At 53.2% G+C, this 19,540-nt stretch carries 19 protein-coding genes; 1 reads left to right on the forward strand and 18 read right to left on the reverse strand.

Annotation, left to right across the window (positions count from 1 at the left end):
* Positions 1-164: 164 nt before the first annotated feature.
* Together Q0367_RS09620 and Q0367_RS09625 are read right to left on the reverse strand one after the other, a co-directional pair.
* The gene (locus tag Q0367_RS09620; protein WP_298981871.1) at positions 165-1,463 is read right to left on the reverse strand and encodes an O-antigen ligase; all 1,299 of its coding nucleotides are present in this window, start codon (positions 1,461-1,463) and stop codon (positions 165-167) included.
* Positions 1,460-3,457: a nucleoside-diphosphate sugar epimerase/dehydratase gene (locus Q0367_RS09625; RefSeq protein WP_298981873.1), complete on the reverse strand. Its 1,998-nt coding sequence runs from the start codon at positions 3,455-3,457 to the stop codon at positions 1,460-1,462. The genes Q0367_RS09620 and Q0367_RS09625 overlap by 4 nt, the downstream gene beginning before the upstream one ends.
* 189 nt (positions 3,458-3,646) lie before the next feature.
* On the opposite strand from Q0367_RS09625, the gene Q0367_RS09630 reads away from it, so the two are divergent.
* The gene (locus tag Q0367_RS09630) at positions 3,647-3,820 is read left to right on the forward strand and encodes a hypothetical protein (protein WP_298981876.1); all 174 of its coding nucleotides are present in this window, start codon (positions 3,647-3,649) and stop codon (positions 3,818-3,820) included.
* 107 nt (positions 3,821-3,927) lie between these two features.
* Here the strand turns inward: Q0367_RS09630 and Q0367_RS09635 are convergent, their stop codons facing one another.
* From Q0367_RS09635 to Q0367_RS09710, 16 genes are all read right to left on the reverse strand, one after another.
* Complete coding sequence (locus Q0367_RS09635) at positions 3,928-4,572, reverse strand: sugar transferase (protein WP_298981878.1); 645 nt, start codon at positions 4,570-4,572, stop codon at positions 3,928-3,930.
* The gene (locus Q0367_RS09640) at positions 4,517-5,743 is read right to left on the reverse strand and encodes a DegT/DnrJ/EryC1/StrS family aminotransferase (RefSeq protein ID WP_363325854.1); all 1,227 of its coding nucleotides are present in this window, start codon (positions 5,741-5,743) and stop codon (positions 4,517-4,519) included. The genes Q0367_RS09635 and Q0367_RS09640 overlap by 56 nt, the downstream gene beginning before the upstream one ends.
* An 8-nt stretch (positions 5,744-5,751) precedes the next feature.
* Entirely contained in the window at positions 5,752-6,495 is a 744-nt protein-coding gene (locus Q0367_RS09645) for a class I SAM-dependent methyltransferase (RefSeq protein ID WP_298981883.1), read from the reverse strand.
* A 16-nt stretch (positions 6,496-6,511) separates the two neighbouring features.
* Positions 6,512-7,531, reverse strand: coding sequence for a glycosyltransferase family 2 protein (locus Q0367_RS09650; protein ID WP_298981885.1), 1,020 nt, complete (start codon positions 7,529-7,531; stop codon positions 6,512-6,514).
* Positions 7,528-8,535 carry a glycosyltransferase family 4 protein gene (locus Q0367_RS09655; protein ID WP_298981887.1) on the reverse strand — a complete coding sequence of 336 codons (1,008 nt, stop codon included), beginning with the start codon at positions 8,533-8,535 and terminating at the stop codon, positions 7,528-7,530. The genes Q0367_RS09650 and Q0367_RS09655 overlap by 4 nt, the downstream gene beginning before the upstream one ends.
* Before the next feature lie 47 nt (positions 8,536-8,582).
* Complete coding sequence (locus tag Q0367_RS09660) at positions 8,583-10,007, reverse strand: hypothetical protein (RefSeq protein ID WP_298981889.1); 1,425 nt, start codon at positions 10,005-10,007, stop codon at positions 8,583-8,585.
* Positions 10,008-10,011: 4 nt separating this feature from the next.
* Positions 10,012-10,947, reverse strand: a complete 936-nt coding sequence (locus tag Q0367_RS09665; protein WP_298981891.1) for a lipopolysaccharide assembly protein LapB — start codon at positions 10,945-10,947, stop codon at positions 10,012-10,014.
* A gap of 8 nt (positions 10,948-10,955) precedes the next feature.
* Positions 10,956-12,101, reverse strand: coding sequence for a glycosyltransferase (locus tag Q0367_RS09670; RefSeq protein ID WP_298981894.1), 1,146 nt, complete (start codon positions 12,099-12,101; stop codon positions 10,956-10,958).
* Positions 12,102-12,224: 123 nt separating this feature from the next.
* Positions 12,225-13,712, reverse strand: a complete 1,488-nt coding sequence (locus tag Q0367_RS09675; protein WP_298981896.1) for a lipopolysaccharide biosynthesis protein — start codon at positions 13,710-13,712, stop codon at positions 12,225-12,227.
* Positions 13,713-13,771: 59 nt separating this feature from the next.
* Positions 13,772-14,908, reverse strand: coding sequence for a DegT/DnrJ/EryC1/StrS aminotransferase family protein (locus tag Q0367_RS09680; protein ID WP_298981898.1), 1,137 nt, complete (start codon positions 14,906-14,908; stop codon positions 13,772-13,774).
* 585 nt (positions 14,909-15,493) lie between these two features.
* Positions 15,494-16,105: an acyltransferase gene (locus Q0367_RS09685; protein WP_298981900.1), complete on the reverse strand. Its 612-nt coding sequence runs from the start codon at positions 16,103-16,105 to the stop codon at positions 15,494-15,496.
* 93 nt (positions 16,106-16,198) lie between these two features.
* Complete coding sequence (locus Q0367_RS09690; RefSeq protein ID WP_297639924.1) at positions 16,199-17,245, reverse strand: Gfo/Idh/MocA family protein; 1,047 nt, start codon at positions 17,243-17,245, stop codon at positions 16,199-16,201.
* A gap of 87 nt (positions 17,246-17,332) precedes the next feature.
* Positions 17,333-17,776 (reverse strand): hypothetical protein, encoded by a 444-nt coding sequence (locus Q0367_RS09695; RefSeq protein WP_298981903.1) that lies wholly within the window; start codon positions 17,774-17,776, stop codon positions 17,333-17,335.
* A gap of 205 nt (positions 17,777-17,981) precedes the next feature.
* Positions 17,982-18,470 (reverse strand): DUF3368 domain-containing protein, encoded by a 489-nt coding sequence (locus tag Q0367_RS09700; protein ID WP_297639930.1) that lies wholly within the window; start codon positions 18,468-18,470, stop codon positions 17,982-17,984.
* The gene (locus Q0367_RS09705) at positions 18,454-18,723 is read right to left on the reverse strand and encodes a UPF0175 family protein (protein ID WP_297639932.1); all 270 of its coding nucleotides are present in this window, start codon (positions 18,721-18,723) and stop codon (positions 18,454-18,456) included. Before Q0367_RS09705 ends, Q0367_RS09700 begins: the two co-directional genes overlap by 17 nt.
* 63 nt (positions 18,724-18,786) lie before the next feature.
* Positions 18,787-19,539: a hypothetical protein gene (locus Q0367_RS09710; protein WP_298981906.1), complete on the reverse strand. Its 753-nt coding sequence runs from the start codon at positions 19,537-19,539 to the stop codon at positions 18,787-18,789.
* Position 19,540 lies beyond the last annotated feature (1 nt).

Consider the following 19,540-nt stretch of genomic DNA (forward strand, 5'->3'; position numbering starts at 1 on the left):
CCAAGCTCCGCCGCGAACACGGCGCTGACTGCAGCTATTATAGGCCCGTATGATTGCAGAAACAAATTGCCTGTGGATTCGAACGGCGCGCCGGTGATTCTGCAATTGCACATGCCCGGCGTGTGCAAGATTGTAAGCGAAAAAATTCAGAAAATTTCGGGGATTTAGAGCGAAGGGAATCCTTTTTCACCGGGAGGGTGGTCCGATCGGGCTATTAGGACGGCAAGGGCGTACAGCATCCAGGGCAGGAATGCGAGTCTGGTTCCCCATAGGGTGGCATCCAGTTGTCCGTGCACCAACATAGCGACTAAAGCGCCCAGCACCCCTCCCGCTAAGGTGCGAGATAGTCCTGTTTGGCGCCGCCAGGTGACGGTCAGCAGCGCGATTACAGTCATCTGAATAGCAAGCCAGGCGATCAGGCCCGGCAATCCCAAATCGACGCCAATCTGCAAGATCATGTTGTGGGCATGGGGAATATCTACTGAAGGGGAGATCAAGAAATAAGGATACAGCAAGGGAATCACACGGTTAAAATGCCCAATGCCTACACCGGTGAAAGCAAAGTCCTGAATGGCATAGAGCGCTCGCGCCCAGATTTCCAGGCGTTCATCCAAACCGCCGATAGCGCCGCCTGCGCTGATCTGTTCAAGCACAACATCAGGGCTCATCCACAAAAATGCCCCGACGACAGCCAGCGCCAGCGCTGGAGCTATCCACCACAGGCGCGGCCACCGCATACACACTACAACACCTAATGATGCGATCGCCGCCAGTTGAGCGCCCCGACTGCGTGTGAAAAGGATGATGGTTAGTAATAGTAACGTTAGAGTAGCCAACATTAAGCGCCAAAGCAGTTTTTGCCATTGTCGGCGCAAGGTAGACGACTGCGGGGCGATCAGCAAAGCTGCTGCCAGCGGCAGCACAACCACCAACGCACCGGCCAGGATATTCGGATTGATCGTTTCTCCGAATTGTGCTGTAATGGTTGCAGCGCGTCGCTGAAATGGGGCAAACCATGTCCATGTTCCCTGATCTATTACGATCAGAGGTCCGACGAGCGCCAGCAAGCCACCGAAAACCAGCAGCATCGATGCGAGCAGCCCAGGGTGTCTTCGGAAAAGCGGCCAGCGTACAGCGCCTGTATAGAACGCAACGCCGAGCAATAAATATCCGGCGGCTTGCCAGGCGATGCTCTGCTCGACGGCGGCCCAAATATTGACTGGCAGCCAGAGGAGCAGCACAATCAGTGCAAGATTTAGGGGAGATGGCGGCAACATGCGCCGCTCAGCTAGAAAAGCAATCGGCCAGAACGCCAGCACCGCCAGCACCGCGACAAACAATTTGCCCTCCGGCAAGAGCCGATCAGGGAACAGGATGATCAGAAAAAGATTCGCCAGCCACAAAGGCTCGAGCCAGAGAAGAAGGCGCATATATTTGTGTAAGAGAACGAACTTATGCGTCAAGATGCAACACCCGGAGCCGGGGTGGCGGCAGAGCCGGAAGAGAAGGGTAATTTGTCATAGCTAGTGGCAAGGCGCTCTTCATGCGGGCCATACTCAGGGATTAAGTTTTTTAAGCAGCAAACGATAGCATCTCGGTCATTGAGCTGAACAGCTTGTTCTAGAGCTGCGAGCGTTTCATCCAGGCACTCCGGCACGAAATGACTGGCGTTGTTCGCAATAAAGACTTTCTCGTGGCGCGTGCGTTCATATTCTTCTCCGGGCACAAAAAGCTCCTCATAGAGCTTTTCACCTGGCCGTAGACCTGTATAAACGATTTCAATATCGCGCCCCACTTCCAACCCGGAGAGACGGATCAAGTCGGTTGCCATGTCAACGATTCGCACCGGCTCACCCATGTCCAGCAAAAACACCTCTCCGCCTTTTCCTAAAACCGCCGCCTGCAACACCAGTTGCACGGCTTCAGGAATGGTCATGAAATAACGCCGCATCTCAGGATGGGTCACCGTCACCGGGCCGCCGGCGGCGATCTGTTTGCGGAACGTCAACAGTACGCTGCCACGGCTGCCTAGCACGTTGCCGAAGCGCACGGCCATGTAGGCGCCACTGGCATGAGATCCGAATTTGTGAACCACCAATTCAGCGGCGCGCTTGGACGCGCCCATAATACTGGTTGGGTTCACGGCCTTATCAGTCGAGATCATGACAAAGCGTTGGACGCCTACGGCCTGCGCCGCCTCCACAACGTTGCGCGTGCCAAAGATGTTGTTGGTGATCGCTTCCACCGGATTGATTTCCATTAAAGGCACATGTTTATGTGCGGCGGCATGAAAGACAATTTCCGGACGATGCTTCTGGAACAAGGTCATCATTCGCTCACGAAAGCGAATGTCAGCAATTACCGGCGTAATAACAATTTCACCTTTAACTGTACGTTGGTTTTCTATGAGCAGTTCGTTATAAATCTCAAAAATGGAATTCTCACCATGTCCCACCAAGATGAGTTCGGCGGGACGGCAACGAAGAATTTGACGACAGAGCTCGCTCCCAATCGATCCGCCGGCGCCGGTGACCAGGACGCGTTTGTTACGTAACAATCCGGCGACTGCCGCCGTATCGGTGCGAATTGGTTCGCGTCGCAGTAAATCTTCGATGCTTACTTCTCGAATCTGAGAGAGCCGCACAGTGCCATCGATTAGTTCGTATAATCCAGGAACTGTGCGCGGCTGAATGCCGGCTTTTTCGCAGATGCGCACAATTTGACGTATCTCAGAGCCGGATGCAGTCGGCATCGCAATGATGACTTGGTCGATATTATGCCGTTTCACCAATTCAGGGATCGCCTGACGGTCGCCCAACACCGGCACACCGTTCAAGCTCAGGCGACGTTTGGCTGGATCGTCGTCCACAAATCCGACGACATGAAGGCCCAGCATGCGGTTGTTTTGGATTTCACGAAGCACCATGGCGCCGGCGTCGCCCGCTCCTACGATCAGCACCTGACTGGGGTTTTGAATGAATGCGCGCCACCTGAGCAGTTCATGAGGACGATAGCGCTCCTGGATGAGACGAAGAAGGAAACGGCTGCCCGCCAGAGCGCCCAGGCTAAGAATGCTTTCGAGCAGCCAGATGGAGCGCGATGGCATATGTGGGATTCCCAACATCGGCAGCGCGCCAAAATTGAGCGCAAAAATTAGGAAGGAGCTGACTGTAGCCGCCAGCATGATCATCTTCATCTCGACGATGCTTGCATAGCGCCACATGCGATTATATAGATGAAAACTGTAATAGATAGGGAGGCGCACCAGGGGCGCCAGCAAGAAATATATCCAGTTTTGCTTAAGGTACGGCCAGACGCTTATCAACGCTTCGTAACGAATGACGAAGGCACAAACGCCGGCCAACAAGATGAAGGCGAGATCGATCGCCATCAAATAGCGAACGCGCAGTCCGGTTAAAGCTGGAGTGGAGGATTTTTGAACATGGTCGGACTTCATGAGCACTCCGCATTGCGGCGTTAAGATTGTAAGCGTTGCTGACGCTGCTAGATTAAGGATATGCTTAGATGCATATAAGCAGGCATCTTTGCAATATAGAGATTATACCGTTGCTGTATAAGCATGAAGAATTGCAGAGAGGAGCGATTATAGGAATGGGAATAGCACGATCTTGGGCTTCTGGAAAACATGAAAAGAGCTTCATGGATTCAACGTCCTGAAGCCCCATTCTGTTTCAATTTAGAGGCTGTTGAAAAAGAAAAGACCTTCCAGCAAAGTGAAAATAATCTCGCCGATCATCAAAAAGGTTGTGCTGTTGATGAAGATTTCTTATGGAAGAGGTTTTTCAACAAGCTTGGATAATTAGCAGATTATCTTGATAAACTTGTAGGTGCAAGCCTGAGTCTGCTTTCCCTGAGAGGCCCAGTGCGCTGCACTACACTGTTGTTAAGATTTGCATCTACAACAATTTATTTTGTCAGAGATAAGATAGTGCGAAGAATCAATTGTATGTCGGTGTATAGAGTGCGTTGCGCCATATAAGCCAAATCGATTGCGAGTTTGGCAGGCATGATTTTTTCTCGGTAAGTTGTCTCCCAATCAGGACCTTCAAGCAACTTTTCTTCATGTCGAAAAGCGAGTGAAGCCGCGCTGGTGATCCCAGGTCGATACGCTAAGATTTGTCTTTGTTCGGCAGTATACAAAGCAACATAACGAGGGTCTTCAGGACGAGGCCCCACCAAGCTCATCTCTCCGCGGAGGACATTAATTAATTGAGGGAGTTCATCTATTTTCGTGCGTCGCAACCACCGTCCTGCCCGGGTCACGCGAGCATCGCCAAAGACGGTGATGCCTGGGCCGGAACGATCGGCATTGACGACCATGCTGCGGAATTTGAGGAGCTTGAAATGTTTGCCGCCGCGACCAACGCGAGCCGCTCGATACAAAATTGGCCCTGGCGAATCCAGTTTCACCCATATCGATACGGCTAGAAGTAGTGGCGAGAGCGCCACTAACCCAATCCCTGCAATGATAATATCCAAAAAGCGTTGCCATCGATCATCGACGATGTTGGGCGACGATGGTGTGGACTGCGGTGATGACATCGTTGACATCTTCGTCACTCATTTTGCTGTAAATTGGCAAAGACACCTCTCGGAGGTACTGCTGATAGGCAATAGGAAAATCCTGTGGCTGATATTTGTACACTTCTCGATAGTAAGGATGCAGGTGCAAAGGAATGAAATGCACACTTGCACCGATATTGTGGGCTTTGAGCAACTCGATGAACCGGCCTCGATCTATTGTTAATTGCTCTAAATTGAGGCGCAGCATGTACAAATGCCAGGCGTGGCTCTGGTGCTTACTCTCCTGCGAGTTGGACTCTTGAGATTCTGATTCAGAACAGTATGAATCAGGATCAAGAGGGATTTGCACTTCTGACAGATCAGAAAATGCATCGTGATACATTTGGGCGATGACGCGCCGCCTGGAAGCCATGCGCTCAGCTTTGGTTAACTGCGCTAATCCGATTGCTGCGGCTATATCGGTCATGTTGTATTTATAACCAGGGGCGATGATCTCATAATACCATGACCCTTCGGCTGTATAACGCTTCCAAGCATCTCGGCTAATTCCATGTAAAGCCATGATCCGACAACGCTCAGCGATTTGATCGTCGTCCGTCACAATCATGCCGCCTTCGCCTGTAGTGATGGTCTTGGTGGCATAAAAGGAAAAGCAGACGGCGTGTTGAATGCCGGGTAACGCTTGGCCGATCATGCGTCCTTTATAGTGAGTCGGAAAGGCATGGGCAGCGTCTTCAATGATGGCTAACTGATGGCGAGAAGCAATTTCCCTAATCTCATCTAAACGCGCAGCGAGCCCGGCAATGTGAACAGGAATGATTGCCCTTGTGCGAGGAGTGATCGCTGCTTCAATGCGTTCAGGATCAATGTTGAAATCTTCTGCACAGATATCCACCAGCACCGGTTTTGCATCAAAATATCGAATGACCTCCGCAGTGGCAGCAAAAGTGTAGGGGGTTGTAATTACTTCGTCTCCGCGCTGCAAACCAATGGCTTCTAGTGCAAGATGCATGGCTGCCGTGCAGGAATTCACTGCAACGGCATGTTTGGCACCGACGAACGCAGCAAATTCACGCTCAAAACGCCGCACTAGAGGTCCTGTGGTGATCCACCCTGAATCCAGCGTCTGTCGAACGAGATCGTGTTCATTCTGGTCAATATCTGGCAAGGCAAATGGAAGAAAAACGGATCGCGTCATAAGCATGTTTACAGTTCGCCATCGTTAGGTTTGGTCATCAGGCCAATATAGTGAGTACGTAGAAGGGTGAGATTTGCTAAAAGTGGATAAAGTATATCGGTTAACCCGCCCAGCTTTCTTGCAAGAGGAGGAAGCAGAGTGATCGGAATCAGCTGCATCCGATAGCCTGGGAAAAGATGTAAAAGCTGTTTGCGTCCCATGGGCAGGGTATTGGGGTTCTTGGGATTGCGATAACGAAAGTCATACCAGATGACGGCGCCGCCGGGCTTCAGCACACGATTCGCTTCTTGGGCAACGTTCATGCGCATCCTTGCATCTAAAATTGAGCTGAACACAGTGAAAAAGATAACTAGGTCAAAGGAAGAATCTTTATAAGGCAAATATTCTGCATTTCCCTGCATCCAATGAAAAAAAGAAGGATATCTTTGTTTTGCAGAAAGGATTCGACTTTCCAGCAACTCGATTCCAAACAAATGATTCGGTTGTGCACCCCATTTTAAGAATTCGGCAAGCACGTCTCCATTTCCACACCCAATGTCAAGAATATGAAAGGGCGTGAGGGGTAAAAGGTGCGCTTGTTTCAGCAGGGTCTGTAAAGCCAGCGTACGTTCAGCGACGATTTTCCGATTGCCAGGGTTGTTGGCCGACCACAATTTCTGGGCAAAATTCGCTTCCTGATAGTGTTGATAAGTGCGCCGAATACGCTCAATTTCGGGCGATGTCTCGAACGATTTTTCCGACACAAGCTGCATGCCTCCCGACCATGATTCAAGGCGATTTTACACCCCATAAAGAGCGCCACTTCCAAAGACCATAGAGAAATCCAAGCCCATAGGCGAAGTGGAGCGTGGCAAAAATAATGGGTAGATAGGGTAGTAAATGTTTATGATTGCGTCCCACATACAAAGCGGCGAGACTATTCGCCATTGTGTATGCCGCCACCGGCGTCAACCATATTTTTCGATGAGATAACAAATACATTGCTATCCCGCCGAGGCATGTGATCACAAAGATTCCCGGCGCTAAATGGCGGTGCGCCGGAATCGCATTGCGTTTTTGAATCACTCGGACTTTGTACATTCCGTAATTGAAATATTGTTTCCACAAACTTTTCACGGACGAACGACTGTAATACACCGAATGAACTGAGGGGTCTAGCCATATTTTGCCGCCGTTCTGCACCAGGCGAAAGTTGAACTCGTCATCCTGGTTGCGAATTAGCTCCTCATCTAGTACGCCAATTTTATCGAACACAGAACGACGATACGCGCCGAAAGCGACGGTGTCAACAAATCCGGGTTTGACATTTTTCATACGAAAAGCTGCGCCGCCAACGCCAAACCAGGAGCTCTGTGCGAGCGCTATGGCTTGAGCAACCGTCGTTTTTCCTATCGTCTCGATCGGGCCGCCTACGCAGTCGGCCCCGGTTTGCTCGAGCAGCTCAACGCACCGAGAAACATAATCGGGGGCGAATTTTGCGTGTCCGCCGGCAACGATGATGACATCCCCTTTGGCTTTCTGCAAGGCAAGGTTGAACCCTGCCGGCATGCTACGCTTGGGATTTTCAATTAAATGAATGCACAGAGAAGACTGCGAAGCTGCAATTCGAGCAATCTGCTCAGCCGTGTTGTCTGTCGATTGACCATCCGCCACTAAAATTTCCATTCGCTCATGAGGGTAGTCCTGCTCTAATAGAGCGCACAACGCCTCATGAATAAATGGACCCTCATTGCGTACAGGAAGAATGACCGAGACAAAAGGTGAAGTATGACCGGACATGAAAGTCATTTTCCGATTTCTTCTAGAGTTTTAAGAAGGAGGCGCGCTCTCTCCTCCAGTGGGAAAACCGTCGCAATGCGTTGCGAGGCCCGCTGACGAGCTTGCACGTCGGCGGACAGGGCGCTTCGAATCGCCTCTGCAATCTGTGGCAAATCGCCGTAGGGAACAACATAACCGGCGTCCCCAACCACCTCCGGCAAGGCGCCGCGATTGACCACCACCGGAACGCATCCGGCCAGCATTGCCTCCGCCAATGACATGCAGAACGATTCGTAATAGGACAATTGAACATAGACGCTCACCGTCTGCATAAATCGACGCAAATCATCATAGTTCATTGGACCAGGAATGAGTACGTTCGGAGGCGCAATCTCTCGGAGCCGACGGATTGCTTCGTCTTCCTGATAAGGTCCGATGATCCAGAAAATACAATCGGGGAATAGCGTTGCCAGTCGAGTAAAGTGCAGCACCCCCTTGCGTTCTAACGTTAGCTTATTGATGCCGCTTACGGTCAGTATAAAGCGTTGACGCAGTGCACTATCGATAGGAATTGCTTTCTCTGCGAGAGCCACGCCATGTGGAATGACGCGCACCTTCTGTGGATTTACGCCTGCGTTAGCGATTGCCTCGCGACCAGCGAACTGGGACACCGGAAGCACCTGATCGGCCAGGCGAAAGACCCACCGGCCGATCCAGCGACGCGGGCCTGGGCGCATGTTCCCATAGTTGATTTCAGATTCGTTGGCCACATCATAACCACTGGAAACGACGATGCATGGCTTGTTGAGCCATTTGGCCACTAAAAAAGGCAAGAGTGCATGAAATGCTCCAAACCAGGCAAAGACCAAGTCGCACCAGAACACCCCTCGAATCGCTGCCACTGTCGCAAGAAACAGTTGCCAGAGGGTTGCATGGCGTACATACAACTCTCGGACAACATGCTGGCTGCTCAAAATCTCTTGGTCGATGCGAGTAAAAGTCGCCGGATGGTTATGAACGAAAAGAATTTTCATTTTGAATTTGTGAATCGCTGGTGATTTGAAGGAATAGAGAAAACTATTTACGAAAGACGATGGGTTGGCGAATTGAGAATGACATCTTCTCCAGGGATGCTAGTTTGGAGATGCTGCTGTCTTTGCCTTCCAAGCGACAACAGAAATTGGCGCGCAAAGATAGAAAGTAGAATCCAGAGAAAAATCATCATCCAGGCGACATTCCAGATAAAATCGACGAAACCGCCTATCACTATTACAGTGTTGACCATAAAAAAGCCCATCGCAGCAACAAACACCGGCGTTTTCGGCAAGGTTAATAATGCATTGTAGATCGTTTGAATGACAAACCCTACGATAAAAGGAGCTGCGATTAGCCCAGCCCAACCGAAGTTTGCCCAAGCTTCGGCGATGAATAGTGTATTGATAACACCCGCAGTGCCACTTTCTACGGCGGCCGGATTGATGATTTCCATGATAACCCGAGCAGATCGGGCATGTTCGACGCCGAAAAGCGTTCCGGCAAGCCATCCTGGAAAACTCGCTCCCTGCAGGAAGGGGTGTAAGGAGGGAAATATCATAAAGTGAAGCGGAACGCCTGCGACTGCAGTCATGAGGATGCGACCGATAGGTCCTTGCGCAAGCCCGATTTCCAGATGACCGGTTGTCACAATATACAAAAGTGAAATCAAAAAAACAGTTAACAAGGCGATAGAAATAATTCTTGCTAGAGTAAATCCTCCTCGAATAAAGCCTCGAATGAAAAATAATGCTAACAAATAATTGAGAATGGGCAGTTTTTGACCGTCGCTTGTCACTGCCAACACTGCTGTAGCAAATGTCATGAAAAACCAGAGTTTAATTTTGCGGTTGTGTGGATACAATGATGAGTACGCAAAAGCGACATAAGACACAAATGGGGCTAAGAGAATGGAAAAGAGATTGCGAATATACTGGTTGCCGCTAAATTCTCGCCCTGCCTCGATGCGCAATTGCGCGAATTCAAAGCTGGATATGTTAGAAGAAAAGAGTGCAACAAATGGAGCTTGCCCTACTACCGAATATACATAAAGAGTGGCTGCGAGAGCAACCAATGACATGCCGCCCCAAAATGTTAACAGTGCGCTATCCTTTGGGCTTTGCAAAGGGCGAAGCGGAGTTGCGAAATATGCAAGCAGCTTGGCTCTCACTCTCCCTCCCCATACAAATTTTTGGGTGAGAATCATGGCGATCGGCAACGCAATCAGGGTGTAGGCAATCGACCAATAGGATAGGATGAGATGCTCTTCAGCTACTCTTGAAATGAGGTAATGTTCAACTCCAAACACAAAGGCTAAATTGATGCCGATAAAGCTTTGCAAAATGAGTCCAAAATAAAAAAACCAAGAAACGATGTTCAGGCGTCGCAGAGACATGCTGCCTGAAGCCATCTGAAACAGGCGAAAACTGGCGATAAAAATCAGCGCCGAAATGGAAAGATAATGAAGATGCATCTTGTTATTCCTGACATCGACCGGTTACCGTTCGTTGTGCGCTTTCAAGGAGGACGCGTTGGTCGCCTGTTCGATCCGTCGCTGTCGCCTCATGCAAGATTTGTCTCGCCTCTGCACACCGACCGACGTTTGCATACGCTACACTCAGGTCCACCAGGTAGGGAATGTATCTGCGGCCCGAAGGCTGTTGCAAAATGGTTTCTAAGAAGTGAAGCCCCTCTTCTTGTCTACCGCTATTAAAGAGGGCTTTCCCCAGCCAAACGGCGTTATCTAAGATGGGTTGTCGATTATAGACTTCCTCAAAAATTCTCGCTGCATTTGCATAGTCTTTTTTATAGAAATGTGCTCTTCCCACCATGAATTGAATCTGGGGAGAATCGCTATTCTCAGACAAGGTGGAACCGAATTCTATGACTTCATCGAATCGATTTTTTGATAGCAATAAGTGAAGGTACGCCGAAGCAAGCAATGGATCTGTCTTTATCATATCCTTGGATTGTTTTTGAATTCCTATAGGGAGATCATCGCCTTGTTCGGCCAGCACTTTGACGAGAAAAATTCGCTCGGAAGGTCGGGATAGATCGAGCATCTCTATCATTTTTTGCCCGTCCCCCTCTGCGAGCGCGCTTTCAAGCATGAAGTTTCGAGCTAAATCAGGATGCGTGGCAAGACTCTTCTGAAAATGTCGACGCGCTTCAGAGAAATTGCCAGCTCGATAGTGGGCGACGCCTTGCAGGTAAGGACTTGCTTGATTTGGGAAATACATCATTGCCCCGTCGCGTGTAGTGGATAAGGCTCTCAGGAGCGCCAAATTTCCCCAATTGCTCTGCAAAGAAGAAAAAATAAAAAAGCAGAACAAAATCGCTGCAACGAAAACAGTGACCTGGAAGAGTGCGGTTGTTTGGGGCCATCTGAAAACCAAATGTCGACGTAGGGTCATATTAAGACTCAAGACGAGATCAAGTCCTCATGAACCTGTAAAAGCAAATCGGCGGCTTGTTTTGCGCGTTGTTGCCAGGTGTGTTTTTCCCGAACCCGAAAAACATTATCTTGCATTTTCTTGAGCTCCGAAGGGTGATCGGCAAGATAAGTAAGCAAATTTTTAAGCTCCTCAGTGGAGTGCACCACCCATCCAATGCATTCTGCTTGCACAAATCTGGCGGCTTCTGTGTTGCCTGAAACAATCATCGGGACTCCGTAACCCAGCGACTCAAATAGCTTTAGTGGAATGGCAAAACTGCGATACTCATGCGGCGGATAAAATAACAAAGATATATCGTTTTGGATATACAGTGATCCCAATTCCGTTTCGTTGGCGTGAACGATAGAAATATTTGACGCGAACCATGCTTCATAAACGCTTCTCCAGGCATCCCATTCCTGTTTGCGACAAGAGATTGTTAATCGTAGATTCGAGCTTTTATGTACAGCCTGCAACACAGGTCGAATATCATACAATGGAGGAACGATGCCACCTACATAAAGAAGGTGTAGAGTTGCTGGCGTATCGCATTGTTGCAAATTTGAACGTGAAAAGTTTGCATCCGGAAGTTTACAACCTGGAGGCAATGCGATCACACGAGTTTCATCCCTAAAAAAAGGGAGCACCTTCAGCATATTGATAGATGGGAGAAATAAATAGTCTAGATAACGAGCGTACAAGTATAGTTCGTAATGATAGAGAGGATAGCTGATTAGCCACTTATACCACTGAATGTTATTTCTGTATTGATCAAATTTCCAGTGTATATCTCGATAAAAAAGTCCCAATGGAATTTTTCTCACTCGCAACCTATCAAAGATAGAGAGTTCTTTAAATGCTTGGCCGATGGCAAAGGTTTTATCTCGCACGATCGGTGGCGCAGTGGTTGCTTCTCCATAAAAGAATTGATATTGAGAATCGGTTGTGTGGGATAAGTCTTTCATCAACCGAGAAATTTTTTCAGCGCGCTGCGAAAGAACGCCGGTGATTTCATAAATATCGTATCCTAAAGAGCTAAACGCCTCTAACATCTTAATAGGACGCACCTGACTTCCACTTTGAGGAGCGTTAGACAGCGGTGCAGGATAATAGAAAATCATTTTACGAGTCATTAGGCATCTCGTTTTTACTTCCTGATTGATTCAACTTACCATCTGGCTATCAAGGTTTTGGTAAACATAAAAACATGAAAAGTTATGTCCGTGAATGCTTATCAATCAATAAGCTTATCGCTTCTATCCTTTGAAAATGTTCATTTGCGTTTTGAGAACATAAAGCATATAGAGAATCGTCCACAAAATTGCAGTTGCCACTGTCAACATCGGCTCATGAAACGAAACGGACATGAGCAAAAAGGTCGCTCCAGCAGGCAGAAAAAGAAGCACGTTTTTGGCAAGGATTCTAATCACATTGCGTCGCGGCACCCCGGCGGTCGATAAGATTGAATAGTTGATATAACCGTATACAAAGATTCCTGTCGCCGCAAACAAGAAAATGGAGATGCGCGGCTCCTGAAGCATTCCCCCAATCCACAAGGAAAGAAATCGGGTCACAAAGTTGGCGATGTTCCAGCGCAGCATGCGTTCTTGCTTTTCGAGCACGTTAAATATTGTGCTTAGGGGTGAAGAAATGAACCAGACGAACGCCCAAATGCTTAAGATTTGTGCATAGCTCCCGGCTTCCGCCCATTCAGGCCCGAAGAAAATTGTGAACAAATCGCGTCCGGTCAATGTCAGCGTGAGCATGGGAAACAGCCCAACGAGGACCAGCCGGTGAAAGGTGTTTTCGACTAAAACCGAAAGATTGCCTTGCTGATGCGCTTCGGCGGCTCGAGGATAAAACACCTGCGCGATGGCGCTTCCGATCAGGCTCATCGGCAACTGCAAAATCCGAAATCCAAGCGAGTAATACCCCACCACTGCGGATGAGAAAAAGGCGGAAAGTAGAAAGGCCGGCAATTGCCAGGAGAAACTGTTTAGAAGGGCCGACCAGGCGTCATACAGGGGGAATTTACGGTACCGTTTCACAGCGGCGAGGATCTTTCGAGGCCGCACCGCTTTCTGAAATATATCCTTGTCGTCTCGAAAAATTTGCACCCCGAGCGTAAGGACGGCAAGCATCTGTCCACCGACGCTCGAAATAATCAAAGCGCCGCCGGGTGCAACCCCGGTGAGCCCGAGCGTAATTTGAGAAGTTACCGTGCTGACCGACTGAAGAATGCGCGAGATGGACAGGCGGCCAAAGTGACGAGTGCGCGTGTTCCAATAGTTGAATCCGAGGAAGACGCCGGCGAGAAATGTCGCCGGCGGAACCAACCACAACCAGGGCCCCAATGCGGGAGCCTTCAGAAGATGGATGATGAACTCACGTCCCCATCCGATGACAATTAAGGCGAGCAGTGTCATCAAGACGGCGAAAAAAAGCGTCGCTCCTAATACATTCGCCGCATCTTCATCTTTCTCCGGCAGCGTGATCGCCAGTTCGTAACGTAAGCAGGCAATCACCCCCAGAATCGTTGTAATCGATGTGTAGATTGCCAGCACGCCAAACGCCTCGGGTGTGTACAGGCGCGTTAAAACAGGCGCTGCTAAGATTAACAGCGCCTGTGCAAAGGTGGTCCCTGAAACTAACTTAAGAACATCGCCTCCAAAACCACCCCTGGCTCGCTTAGCTGGACCATTGGTGCGAGGAGGCGAGGTTTCGACGATGGAGGTTTCAGACATGTAATATATTTTAGTGGCTTTGTTTTTTATGCAATCATTTCCGCAGCAATGCCTAGTCGCTATGCACTGGTTTCGGCACTTGCGTCTGCGCAGGCGAGCGCCTCCGCCACCGCGCGCACCACCGTCTCTTGCTGCGCCTCGCTCAGCTCCGGATAAATCGGGATCGCCAGCGTCTCCTGCGCGGCCTGCTCGCTGGCCGGGAAGTCGCCGACTTTGTAACCCAGGTCGGCGAAACACTCCTGCAGGTGCAGCGGCGCCGGATAGTAGATCTCGCAGCCGACGCCGTGCGCCTTCAGGTGCGCCATCAGCGCGTCGCGGCGCCTGCTGCGAATGACGAACTGGTTGTAGATGTGGCGACCGTAGCCCGCATCGCAGGGCAGGCCCACGTCGACGCCCGCCGCGGTGAACAGCTGGCGGTAGCGCTCGGCGTTGCGTTGGCGCGCAGCCGTCCATGCGTCCAGATGCTTGAGCTTGACGCGCAGCACTGCGGCCTGGAGCGCGTCGAGGCGGAAGTTGCCGCCCACCACCTTGTGGTAGTACTTGGGGCGGGCGCCGTGGCCGCGCAGCAGGCGCACGCGGTCGGCGAGGTCGGGATCGTTGGTCACCACCATGCCGCCGTCGCCGAAGCCGCCCAGGTTCTTGGAGGGAAAGAAGCTGAAGCAGCCAAGATGGCCGAGCGAGCCGGCGCGGCGGCCTTTGTACTCGGCGCCGATGGCCTGCGCAGCGTCCTCGATGACATAGAGGCCATGGCGCTCGGCGACGACGAGGAGCGGATCCATGTCCGCCATCTGCCCGAAGAGATGCACGGGCATGATGGCGCGCGTGCGTGGTGTGATGGCCGTCTCGAGTTTCGCCGGGTCGAGGTTGTAGGTCTGCGGGTCGATGTCCACGAAGACCGGTCGAGCGCCGAGGCGTGCGATGGAGCCTGCCGTGGCGAAGAAGGTGTAGGGGGTGGTGATCACCTCGTCGCCGGGTTGCAGGCCGATGGCCATCAGGCTCACGAGCAGGGCGTCGGTGCCGGAGGAGACGCCGACGCCGTAGCGGCAGTGGGAGTAGGCCGCCACCTCCTCCTCCAGCGCCTCGACCTCCGGGCCGAGGATGAACTGCTGCGACTCCACCACCCGCTCGATGGCGGCGTGGATTTCATCGCGCAGGGCGGCGTATTGGGCTTTCAAATCGAGCAATGGCGTCTGCATCTCGTGGGTCACTTTTTTTTAACCTTTTCCGTTCACTTTGAAAAGAGCTTTTGTATTCATATTTCAGGAGTTGCACAGTTCGGCGAAACCCTTCCCGTAGAATGGGACTTTTTGGCGCCTTGTAGGCGCAGCTGCGCTTCCTTCTCCCCCTCTCCCAGCATTGGGAGAGGGGGCCAGGGGGTGAGGGCCCGCCTCCACCCACCAAGAGCGTGCGGCTGAGAGCCGCACCTACGATGAAACCGATGTCATTCGCGTAGGCGCAGCCCGCAGCTGCGCTTCCTTCTCCTCCTCTCCCAGCATTGGGAGAGGAGGCCGGGGGTGAGGGCCTACCCGATCCCACCAAGAGCGTGCGGCTGAGAGCCGCACCTACGAGGCTCCTTTCTCCCCCTCTCCCGGCACTGGGAGAGGGGGCCGGGGGGTGAGGGCCCGCCTCCACCCACCAAGAGCGTGCGGCTGAGAGCCGCACCTACGGTGAAACCTGCACATTCGCGTAGCACGCTACCGGTTGCCATGGGTTTCAGTATATCACAGCGCCTTCGGTTCTCTGTGGGGGCGCCGGACGGGTGAACGCAGAGAGCATCTGCGCTACACCAGCGGCCGCTCTTCTGGCCAGTCCAGGCAGCGAAGGACGCCCGGCTCCACCTCTCGATAGCGCCAGCCGCTTTCCGGACACAGCCAGTTGCCGTCGGCGTCTTTCTCCACCAGCCGATGGCCGTGGCGACTCATCCAGCCCTTCTGCACGGCGGGCACGCCCGCCATCAGGGCGTAGTCGGGAACGTCGGTGCGCACGACTGCGCCGGCGGCGATGAAGGCGTACTGGCCGATCGTCACCCCGCAGACGACCGTGGCGTTGGCGCCGATGGTGGCGCCGCGGCGCACGAGCGTGCGCTGATATTGCCCATGGCGCACGATCTGCGAGCGCGGGTTGATAACGTTGGTGAAGACGCACGACGGCCCGCAGAAGACGTCGTCCTCCAGCTCCACGCCGGCGTAGACCGAGACGTTGTTTTGAATCTTCACGTTGCTCCCGATCACCACGCCGCTCGCCACGAAGACGTTCTGCCCCAGGTTGCAGTTGGCGCCGATGCGCGCGTTCTGCATGATATGGCAAAAGTGCCAGATCTTCGTGCCGGGGCCGATCTCGCACGGCTCGTCCACGTAGGCGCTGGGATGGACATAGTACGTTCTGTCGTGCATGGGATGCTCCGGGATGCGTGTTGCGTGTTGCGTGGTGCGTGTTGCGTGGTGCGTGTTTCGTGAGAGAAGCTCAACACGCACCGCGCACCATCTTCAAAAAGTCTCAATCGGTAAATGGACCGGTTGTCCGTTGGTGACCAGCGAGCGCTGCGCCGCCTGCAGCACGCGCAGCACGCGCAGCCCGCTGGCGCCGTCGGTCAGGGGCGGCTCGCGCGTGGCGATGGCGCGCAGGAACGCCTCGCATTCCAGCCGCAGCGGCTCGTCCTGGGGGTAGGGAACTTCCGTCCCGTCGTGGCGCACGGGGATCGGCTGTCCCTCCTGCCATTCCACGCGCTGGTCGTACAAGACGAGCCGCTTGTTGACGTCGTCGAAGCTGGCCATTCGCCGCGAACCGATCACCACCAGCCGTTGCTCCTTGAAAGGGTGCAGCCAGGAGACGTAAATGTGGGCGCGCACGCCGTTGTCGAAGAGCAGGTTGGTCACGGTGACGTCGGCGATGTTGGGCTGCAGGTAGGCGCCGCCGCACGCCACCACCTCGAAGGGCATGCTGCCCAGCAGGCGCAGGATCACGGCGATGTCGTGCGGCGCAAAGCTCCACAGGATGTTCTCCTCGCGGCGCACCTTGCCCAGGCTCAGCCGGTTGGAGTAGATGTAGTGCACCTTCCCCAGCTCGCCCTGGTCGATCAGGTTGTGCAAGGTCACGACGCCGGGATGGTATTCCAGCACGTGGCCGACCATGAGGATGCGTCCGTTGCGCTCGGCCAGCCGCACCAGCTCACTGCCCTGCTCGTAGGTGAGCGCCAAGGGCTTCTCGACGAAGACGTCCTTGCCCGCCAGCAACGCCTCTTTGGCCAGGCTGTAGTGCGTCTCCGCCGGCGTGGCGATGACGACGCCCTGCACGTCTCCGTTTTTCAGAATGTGTTCTGGATGGTCGAAAATTCGGCTTTCGGGCGCCAGGGCGGAGGCTGTGGCGCGTCCCTGTTCGGTGGCGTCGCAGACGGCGTGCAAGGCGCCCAGGTGATTCAAATTGCGCACAAGATTTTTTCCCCAGTAGCCGCAGCCGATCACTGCGGTCAAGGGGCGCCGGCGATGCAAAGAAGAGCTCTCGGTCGCCGCGGAAGGATTGGTGAATGCCGCCATGAATGTCCTCATGCGTTGACTGAAATCTTGGTGCACGCGCTGTCAAATCGCCTGCGGCTCATCGCCGACGCGATGCGCAGTCATCGATTATAACGAGGCTGCGAAGGCAGAACCAAAACGCGCCCGGCGCAAATGGGGAAAGGGGAGTGAGATCGGGCGCCTGGAAGGAGCGCCGGGGGAGGGATGCGGAAAACGGCGCAACGCGGCGATTATTCTTTTCCCAAAATCGGCGTAGCGAGGATCGGTTTGAATTTGCACGCGCAGCGCGGAACTCTCTGCATAAACGTTCAGCCTGTGGGGAAACCGTTGGACAAGAAACTCCTTCGCCGGCAGCTCTTCCACCTGCTCTAGCTGTTCGACCGCCACCACTAGGTCCAGGTCTAGGCTGACCACCGGTTCGACGTAGGCGTTGACAGCCTGCCCGCCGATGACGCAGTAATGAATTTGATGTTCTGTGAGCAAGGAAATTAGGCGCTGAAGAAAGTTCGAGCGATCCATAGTCACGGTTTGCCGGTAGGTCAGCGGATGCATATGCGCATTCCTTTTTAGAGATCTCCCCTGGCGCCGGGCTTCTCAGTCGCCCGCCACCGCCATCGCAGCCGTTCGGTAAAAGGAGAGATTGTCGCACAGATACTGTTCTGCGGTCGCGTGCTGGCGCGCCAGGAAGCGGCGCAGCACCTCCTCGCGCGAGACGGCCTCCTCCGTCCACCAGATCGGGTGCAGGTTGATGTGGAGTTTATATTTCGCCTTCGTCTTGCAAAATTTGCTGATAGAGTGCGTCTCTTACTCGAAAGCCGGCGAAATCGCACAATGCGTCCAGGTGCGGCTTGATGGCAGGAATAAGACGCCTATGTTTTGCTTCAAGCAGGACCCCAATCAACCCTATGGGACGAACTCCAAGATAACGCGCCGTCTCGCGTCCTAAACGTTCATCCATCAACAGCAATTCGGCCTGAAGCTCGATTGCCAGCACAATCGCCTCCGCTTCGCCGGCGCCCAGTTCCTGGCGCAACGCTTGCGCCAGTCGCTGATCTCCAATGGTACGCATTTGAATCCATGTGCTTGTTTTAACCTCGTCTGCTCCTGGGCGTTCAGCGCCATCCAATACAACTTCTTGCCATACAGCTTGTGGGACAAGCACTTCGCCGTAGAGCTGACGCAATAGGTCAAGTTTGCCAATTCGCGCCAGATTGATAAGAGGAGAGGCGTTACTGACAATCGTCATGGCGTCTCAATGCGTGCAACGTCGCCAGGTCATCTTCATAATCCTGGAGATCGTAATGAACGGGGATCTTGCGGGCGCCCAAAAGCATTTGGAAGTCCCACACGGATATTCCGGCGATCTCGCTCGCTTTGCCAAAGGATAATCTGCCTTGCTGGTACAGGGCAAGCGCCAACTCTTGCTTAAGTTCATCGACCGTCAAACGCGCTGCATGAAGAATTTCACGCGGCACCTGAACCGAAATTGTCGCTGACATGTTAGACCTCGTTTACGCTATTTTTGAATCACACTTCTTCCCTTGGCGACGGCGCCGGGCTTCTCAGTCGCCCGCCACCGCCATCGCAGCCGTTCGGTAAAAGGAGAGATTGTCGCACAGATACTGTTCTGCGGTCGCGTGCTGGCGCGCCAGGAAGCGGCGCAGCACTTCCTCGCGCGAGACGGCCTCCTCCGTCCACCAGATCGGGTGCAGATTGATGTGGAGCGAGCGGCCGCGCAGCGTTTTGAGCTCGGCGAGCAGGTCGCCGTGACGCCATTCGCGGCGCGAGTCGCTGCGATAGACGAGATGGCTGCGGTAGCGGTCGTCGTCGGCGTAGGCCGGCGTCGGAAAAGGAAGGCGCTGCGGCTTCAGGCTCTCCATTTCGCCGTTGGCCACCGGCCGATGCATGCTGTAGGAGTCCAACGGCCCCAGGATGGCCTCTGCGCTGGCGAACAACTGCGCCAGCCGTGCGTGCATGGCGACAGGCTCCTTGGGCAGCACGGCCGGATCGACGTGCAGCCCAATGCGGTGTCCCATCTTTCGTATTTTCGCCAACAGCGCCTGGCTGCGTCGCGAGGCTGGGTTGTAGGCGTCCGCGGTCAACAGCACGTGAAAGACGGAGCGAACGCCGCACTCCGCCTCGACTTCCGCCAGCGCACACGCCGCCTCCAGCGAAAGGTCGACGTCGTGGCGCAACACCACCTGGTCGTTGCGCGCAATATCGACCTCATCGAACGAGACAAAGTGGTAGCCGTGGTGAAAGAGCGCCTCAAGCAGCGCTCTGTAATAGGCGTAGGTGAAGGGTGGATAGACCATG

It is taken from the genome of uncultured Caldilinea sp. (genome assembly GCF_937128415.1).
Classification (GTDB): domain Bacteria; phylum Chloroflexota; class Anaerolineae; order Caldilineales; family Caldilineaceae; genus Caldilinea.